Annotated in this window: 5 protein-coding genes; 1 reads left to right on the top strand and 4 read right to left on the bottom strand. The window is 66.4% G+C overall.

What is annotated here, in order from left to right:
- Positions 1–651 precede the first annotated feature (651 nt).
- The 3 genes from BP26_RS0122310 to BP26_RS0122300 form a co-directional block, all read right to left on the bottom strand.
- The gene (locus BP26_RS0122310) at positions 652–3,045 is read right to left on the bottom strand and encodes a hypothetical protein (RefSeq protein WP_157572705.1); all 2,394 of its coding nucleotides are present in this window, start codon (positions 3,043–3,045) and stop codon (positions 652–654) included.
- Between the two features lie 105 nt (positions 3,046–3,150).
- Positions 3,151–4,809 carry an Aq_1262 family (lipo)protein gene (locus tag BP26_RS0122305; protein ID WP_211255021.1) on the bottom strand — a complete coding sequence of 553 codons (1,659 nt, stop codon included), beginning with the start codon at positions 4,807–4,809 and terminating at the stop codon, positions 3,151–3,153.
- Positions 4,810–4,950: 141 nt separating this feature from the next.
- A complete protein-coding gene (locus tag BP26_RS0122300; RefSeq protein ID WP_029922769.1) occupies positions 4,951–5,847 on the bottom strand; it encodes an AraC family transcriptional regulator in 897 nt (298 codons plus the stop codon).
- A gap of 180 nt (positions 5,848–6,027) precedes the next feature.
- On the opposite strand from BP26_RS0122300, the gene BP26_RS0122295 reads away from it, so the two are divergent.
- Positions 6,028–6,870, top strand: a complete 843-nt coding sequence (locus BP26_RS0122295) for an oxidoreductase (protein ID WP_029922768.1) — start codon at positions 6,028–6,030, stop codon at positions 6,868–6,870.
- Between the two features lie 85 nt (positions 6,871–6,955).
- On the opposite strand, the gene BP26_RS0122290 is transcribed toward BP26_RS0122295, so the two are convergent.
- On the bottom strand, positions 6,956–7,329 hold a 374-nt coding region (locus BP26_RS0122290; RefSeq protein WP_029921404.1), incomplete at its 5' end, for a DUF1329 domain-containing protein.

Genomic DNA, 7,329 nt, shown 5'->3' with positions numbered 1-7,329 from the left:
CTGTCCGACTTGCACTGCGCAAAAATGACCGCCGTCGCAGGCGCGATTCATTCTGTTACAGGCTCTTAACAGCCTGGGCCTGCCGCTGGATGCGTCGGCGGAGTCCGCCCTGGCATCGGCCCCGATCCATCACCTGGCCACCACGGAGAGCCGCGCATGAGCAGCGCGCAAGCGCACATCCGCCACGGCTTCCGCGCGGTGCGCCCCTATCTCTATGGCGATGCCGATTTGCCGAATTTCGTGCGCGAAGTGTTCGGCGCGGAGGAACTGGAGCGTACCCCGCACAGGCACGGCGGCTGCAACGTCGAAATCCGCATCGGCGATTCCATCATCGTGATCGAGTCGGGGCCGCATCCGACCGGGGAAAAGACGCGGGCTTCGGTGTATGTGTACGTGGAGGATACGGATGCTGCCTATGACCGCGCCCTGCGGCTCGGCGCCACTTCGGTAGCCGAACCCCAGGACAAGCCCTGGGCGATCGCTTCGCCGGCATGCAGGACAGTTTCGACAATGTCTGGTGGATTGCCACGCAGCGTCGGACCTGCATCTGATCCATGCTTTTTGCAGGGCCGTTCGCCGCGCTTCGTCACGCAAAAAAAGAAGCCGGGGAAATCCCCGGCTTCCTCAATCTGCCGCTGGGCCGTTCGGGCTTCAGTGCATCGTGGTGGTGCCGAATTTACGCTGTGCCTTTGGCGCCGGGCCCTTTACCGCCCCAGGCGTCGGGAAGGTATCGGTCAAAGCGATGGTCTGAATGATCGGCGTACCGAACGGCGTCGTGGCCAAGGCATGCACCGGAGTGCCGCCGCTGGGCGTCGGCAGTGCGGCCGCCTGCAGGAAGGCCTGCAGATCGATCAGCAGGAGGGTTTCGCTGTCGCTCCCATTGATCGATAGCGTCACGCCATAGCTCTTGTTGTTGGACGCCAGCAGGGCACCAACGGCATGCGGATCGGCCTCCGTGGAGTTGTATTCGGAGCTGATGGCGTTGTAGTAGCGCCAGTCGGTCAGGCCGGCCCAGGTCTTGCCATCAGCGGGCGCCGCAGGGTCGTCCAGATGCCCCACCAGAAGCGTCTGGCTGAAGGCCGCAATACCCAGCACCAGGTGATTGGTCGATTCGATCGCCGAACCGCTGAGGATGGGGGTGTCAGTACCATCGCCCAGGAACACCGACTTCATCACGCCACCGCTCTTGGCGCTGAAGCTGGCGGTAGCGCCGCTGCCGCTGAAGGTGAACTGGGTGGGATCATGCAGATCGATGAAGCCCATGTAGCCCTCGTCTTCGGGCGTGATCAGGCCGACGTGGTAGGCCACGTCCACCGCATTGCCATCGACGATGCCGAACGGCGAAGCCGCACCGGCACCCGGCAGGGTCACGCCGAACCCGGACTGGAACTGCGCATCATCCAGCGCATAGGCGGTATTGCCGCCGGTGCCGGTGCCCAGGTTGACCAGTTGCAAGCCGCCGCCCGATCCCCCCGGCCCGTAGTTGCCGGACAACAGCAGGCCCGGCGAAAACAGAGTGGGGTCCGAGGTGGCGCCGCCGAGATTTTCCGCCGCAATTTGCGTGGCGGACAGGGGGATGGGAGTTCCCAGGGTCTGCTTCGCCACGTCATAGGTGAAGTAGCCGTCACCGGTGGCGAGGCGCACGCCACCAAGCTGGCCGACATTGGGATCGTAGATCGAACTCGAGATGAAGGCGGAGCCGCCGGAGAAGCTGGTCTGGGTCTTGAGGGTGGCGGAGAAGTCCGAATCCTTCAGCACGGTCTGCTTGTCCAGGTCCACCAGCACCAGATGGGCGGTGTCGAAGCTGGAAAGAACCGCTTCGGCGTCGGCCTGGCCCGGGATCGCGGTGACCGCATCGACGGTCGGCAGCGAGGGCCTGCTGTTGCTGTCCTTCAGGGCCGCCAGGGCGGTATTGAGCTTGGAGAAGGAATTCAGCACCGGGCTGACCGGGTTGTTGATGTCCAGCCCCTGCAGGCCGAAGCTGCGCGCCGCGACCAGCAGCAACTGGTGGCCGCTGGAGGGCACCACGATCTCGCTTACCGCGCCGGAAGAACTGGTGCTGAGCGCGGCCGATTGCGGCGCCACCTTGCCGACGCCGGAGCGAACTGCGATCGGCACCGAAGGGTCGATCGCGGTGCCGCTGGAAGCGGTGACCACGCCTACGGGCGGGTTGGTGCTGTTGCCCAGATAGGTGCTCATGGCGCTGATCAGGATGCTGCTGCCCAGGGTGCTGGGAATGGTGGTGGTGGTGCCCGGAAATTTAACCGGTCCGCCGCCGGGACCGGCACCGTCCGGTGTGCCATCGAAATAGTCGGAAGCGAGCGCGGCGATGAGATTCGCCGGCGGCTGGTTCTGCGACAGCGCTTCCTGCTCCAGCGCGCCGAGCACCAATGCGAGCACCGCTCCGTCGCCGGTAGTGGCGGCGAAATCCGGTGCCAGCGTGCTCAGGGGCGAAGTGCTGCCAATGCCGAAGGCCAGTTTGATGAGGTTATCGGCCGAAGTGGCGGCGCAGGCGATGACGCTGCCGGAGCAGGTCGCATGCGGAATCGGCTTGACGCCAAGACCCTGGCTTTTCGCGCTGGGACCGGCACCGGCGATGACGCCCTGGGTGCGCGATACGGCCAGTGTGGTCAGGGGCGATACGACGATGCCGCTGAGACCAGCGGCACCCACCTGCGGCAACAAGGCCGACAAACCAGTGCCCGCCGCGTTGGTCACGGTGGTGGTGGTATTGGCCTCGCTGGGGTAGCTGCCGCCGCTGCTGACCAGCAGCACGTCCAGCGGAGCCGCGGTACCGGCGGGCAGCGTCAGACTGAAGCTGCCATCGCCGGAACTGGTAGCGGTACCCAGTGCGGTGGTGCCGGCGGTGCCATCGCTCTTGACCGGGAACGCGCTCACCGTGGCGCCCGATAGCGCCGCTGCGATCAGCTTGCCGGACAGCGTGATGGTCGCACCCGCACCGGACCCGTTGTCATCGTTGTTGCATCCACTGAGCGCGGCAAGCAACAACGCCGGCGCACAGATCCATATTCGTGATTGTTTCATCGCAAATCTCCCAGGCGATCGGAAAGGCATCAGAAGGGCAGTTCATCCCTTCGCTGGAAGATACTTAACCGGGGGCCGGACAGCGCCACCCGATACAGGGGGTATTCAGGGAGGCGCTGTGATGGACTTCACAGTGGCGGCGGCGCCCTGGCGGGCATCCCCACCCGCCTTGCTCCAGTCCAGCCACAGGCGGCCATCACGGTAAACGTGGCCGCTGGCCTTGAGCGCCGTTGCGGTGTCCTCGAGCCGCTCATGGACGTTCCGCACCGGCGCCGGCACGGCATCGCGGCCCAGGGCGAAGGTCTGCTCGCTCACCAGGTCCATGTAGGCCTTGTCCAGGCGCAGGGCCCGTTCGCGCGTTGGCACGATGAGAGCGCGGATGTCCTGGTCGCCGCCCGGCGCGGCGCGGCTCAATGTGGCCAGGTCGAGAACCCCGCCGGGAAAGAAGCGGGCGATGATTTCGTCGTTGGCGCGGAATTCGTCGCCGCCCCCGACGCGTTCGAAATATTGCCGGATCTCCGGCGTGCGGCTGCCGGCCTGCGGCACGTCGACGATGCCGGCCAGATCCTGGTGCCCCCAACCGGCGGCGCCCGGCACCTTGCGCGGCAGGCCGAAGGTCTGGTCCACGGTAACGCCGATGGTGGTGTGGCAGCCCAGGCAGAACATCTGCTCCTGCCGCGTCTGCAGGCGCAGCGCACCGGAAGCGTCCTCGATGAAGCCCTGCAGCTTCCAGCCGAAGGTGTTGGCCAACCCGGTCTCGGCGTTCCCGGCGAAGTCCGGCAGGGCGCCGACTTTCTTTGCCCGGGCCTCCTCGGCGTATTTGGCATGCAGCGCGGTTTCGCCGACGGGTCTCAGCTTGACCGAATAGCGCAATTCCTTCAGGCGCTCCGACAGCAGCGCCGGCGCATCCGGATCGACATAGCGGACGCTGTGCAGGAATTCGGTGCCCAACGGGTAGTCGTAACGCCGCACCGGCTCGGCCGCGGCGGCGCCGGCATAGTGCGGCGGCAGGCCGTGGATGGTGTCGATGGTGCCGCCGATGCGGCCATCGCCATCCAGGTCCATGCCGGCCGCGGCTTCGTCGAGCGGTTCGACGCGCCGCTTCAGGGCGGCGTCGCTGACGGTGTCCGGCACGGCCATCGCCGCTTCGAGGATGGCCAGGTTGATCTTGTAGATGTCCGGCGACGGCGCACCCTGCGCGTCCTCGCGGAAACGCGCCGGCAGACGCAGCAGTACATCGTCGGTGGAGCCGTTGGTGGGCCAGAAGGTACCGGGGAAGGGTTTGTAGCGGAAGGCGCGCCAGCCGCTGCCGTCGCGGGCGAAGCCGGCGCTGTCGAAGCCCTGGCGGTAATCCAGGTCCGGCCGCCAGCCTGCGAAGCCGGCGCGCTGCGCCAGCGCGGCGCGCAGCGGCGTGTAATTGTCCTGGCGGATGTAGGCCAGCGCCTGTTCATCGCTGATCCGCGCGATGGCCGCGCGGCGATCCTTGAACAGGTTGGTCCAGTGATTGGTCATCCCCACCGGACTGAATTCGTACTTCGCCTGCAAGCCCCAGTCGTCCATCAGGTTGCGGCCGTTCTTCTGCGTGTGGCAGACCCAGCAGGGATTGGAGCGCGCGCCGGTACGCGTATAGCACTGCGGCGGCACACCGCCTTCACGGTTCGGCAGGCTGTTGTCGGCCAGCGCCGTGGCCAGTGGATCCGTGGCGGCGGCGGGCGCTTCGGCATGCGCAATACCCAGCGCCGGCAGCAGCAAGGCTGCGCGCAAGGCCCGCGAAACCAGATGTCGTATAACGCGCCTTTGCATCTGGCTCCTCCCCATGAGTTCTTCCATGTTACTGGGATGCGGAACGAGGTGGACACCCCCGTCATGGGGGTAGCGGCCCATGACAAGCAACGATGGCAGAGACTAAAGGGTGGCCCGGACCCGCGCCGCCTCGGCGGAGGGATTGCTGCCGAACAGGCGCTTGAATTCGCGGCTGAACTGCGAGGGGCTTTCGTAGCCGACGCGCTGCGCGGCGATGCCGGCGCTGAGACCTTCCTGCACCATCAGCAGGCGCGCCTGGTGCAGGCGGATGGTCTTGAGGTATTGCAGGGGCGAACTGGAAGTCACCGCCTTGAAGTGGTGATGGAAGGCGGAGACGCTCATGCTGGCCTCGTCGGCCATGGTCTCCACGTCCAGCGGGCTGGAGAAGTTGGCATGCACCTGGCGCAGCACCTTGCCGATGCGGCCGCAGTGGCTGTGGCGGGTGGCGAGCGCGCGCAGCGCCCCGCCCTGCTCGCCGCAGAGCACGCGGTAGACGATCTCGCGCACGATCTGCGGGCCGAGGATGCGGGCATCGACCGGAGTGGCCAGGCATTCCAGCAGGCGGATCACGGCGCTGCTCATATCCTCGTTCAGGGGCGTGGCGTAGATGCCGCGCGGCGAGGTGGCGCTTTCCGGCAGGCGGTCGTCCATCTCCAACAGCAGTTCGGCCAGGGTGGTCATCTCGACCTTGACCTTGACGCCGTACAGGGGCAACTCGGGACTGGCCTCGGTCTCCACCTCGAACGGCATCGGCACCGAGGTGACGAGGTAGTTGCGCTGGTCGTAGACGAACTCGTGCCCGCTGAGGTAGCCGCGCTTGCGGCCCTGCACCAGGATGGCGATGCCGGGTTCGTAGACCACCGGGGTGCGGGGCATGCAGCGGGTGCCGTGCATCAGCTGCACACCGGGGATGCCGCTGGCGCTCAGTCCCTCCGCGCGCACCAGGGATCTGATCAGCTCGACCATGTGCAGCCGGGCGGCTTCAAGCGAGAAATTCATGTCGGGTCCTGCCGATTCGAAGGCGGTTGCGAATGGCGGCCACTCTACACCCGCCGCGACGCGGCGAAATCCCCTCTCTCCTCACTTCTGGAGAATCAGGCAAGCAATAAGCAGCATCCGGTATCGATGCGGCGCCCCTGCGCGCGCGAGAATCTGCGCCATGCCGCAAAGGAGGCTTCGATGAACACCCCAGCAAGGAATTGGCTGATTACAGGGATTTCGCGCGGCTTGGGCCGCGCCTTGGCCGAAGCGGCCCTGGCCCGGGGCGATACCGTGATTGGTACCACCCGCAGCGGTCGTGCCGATCTGCCCGACTCCCAGCGCCTGCACATTCTGGCACTGGACGTATCCGACCCGGAGCAGATCCGCCCGGTCTTGCGGCAGGCCGAGTGGCTGTGCCCGCGACTCGATGTGCTGGTGAACAACGCCGGCTACGGCCTGCTCGGCGCGGTGGAGGAAGTCAGCACGCCGGAAACCTACGAGATGTTCGCCACCAACTTCTTCGGCGCCTACCACCTGATCCAGGAAGTGCTGCCGCGGCTGCGGGCGCAGCGCAGCGGCCATATCGTCAACATCTCTTCCATCGCCGCGCTGGCACCGCTGGCGGGGTCCGGACTGTATGCGGCGAGCAAGGCGGCACTGGAAGGCATGTCCGAGAGCCTGGCGGCGGAGCTGGCGCCGCTGGGTGTGCGCGTCAGCATCGTCGAGCCGGGTGGGCTGCGCACCGGGTTCGCCTCGGCGCAGTCGCTGCACATCGCCGCCCACGAGATCGCGGACTACGACCAGAGCAGCGGCCAGACAGTGCGCCATTTCAGCACGGTGGACGGCCAGCAGCCCGGCGATCCGGAACTGGCGGCACAGGCCATCCTGGAACTGGTGGACGCGCCGCAGCCGCCGCTGCGCCTGCTGCTGGGCTCCGACGCGCTGCGCCGCGCCCGCATCAAGCTGGCGCAGCTGGCGGGAGACATCGACCGCTGGGAGCGGCTGACGCGCAGCACGGATTACGCCGCAGCAACAGCCTGATCGTCCCTTCGCGGAAAAAAATGGGCCGGCGCGAAACCGCGCCGGCCCAACCCAAAAAACCCTGTTGCCGGAATCGATACCGGACTTAAGCCTGCCCCAGCCTGGTGATGGCCTGGTTGGTGAGGTACTTGTTGTAGACATCCACGCCGTTGTCGGAGAGCAGGGACTTGTAGCCGCCGGTGGTGGACTGGGTGTGCATGATGCGGCTCATGCGATTGGCCTGGATGTCGTGGCTATGGACGTAGGTCCAGCTCCAGTCGGAGTTGCCCTTGGCGTCCTTGACGGCGGCAGTGCCGTCTTCATAGCGCGACCAGCCGGGTTCGAAGGATTTCCACATCTCGCCCCTGCGGTCGAAGGTGATGTAGGCGACGAATTGCTGGTTGCGCACGTCGATCCAGACGCGCTTCTTGCCGACGGGAGCGCGCGGGTAGCCGGTGGGCTCGGCTTCCAGGACGATGC

The sequence above is a fragment of the Nevskia soli DSM 19509 genome, from assembly GCF_000711955.1.
Classification (GTDB): domain Bacteria; phylum Pseudomonadota; class Gammaproteobacteria; order Nevskiales; family Nevskiaceae; genus Nevskia; species Nevskia soli.
The sequence above is the reverse complement of the archived record's forward strand: the minus strand, read 5'-3'. Positions and strand labels throughout refer to the sequence as shown.

Excerpts from the sequence above, each read along its gene's own strand:
- BP26_RS0122310 (WP_157572705.1), bottom strand. The coding sequence starts at position 3,045 with ATGAAACAATCACGAATATGGATCTGTGCGCCGGCGTTGTTGCTTGCC.
- BP26_RS0122300 (WP_029922769.1), bottom strand. The coding sequence starts at position 5,847 with ATGAATTTCTCGCTTGAAGCCGCCCGGCTGCACATGGTCGAGCTGATC.
- BP26_RS0122295 (WP_029922768.1), top strand. The coding sequence starts at position 6,028 with ATGAACACCCCAGCAAGGAATTGGCTGATTACAGGGATTTCGCGCGGC.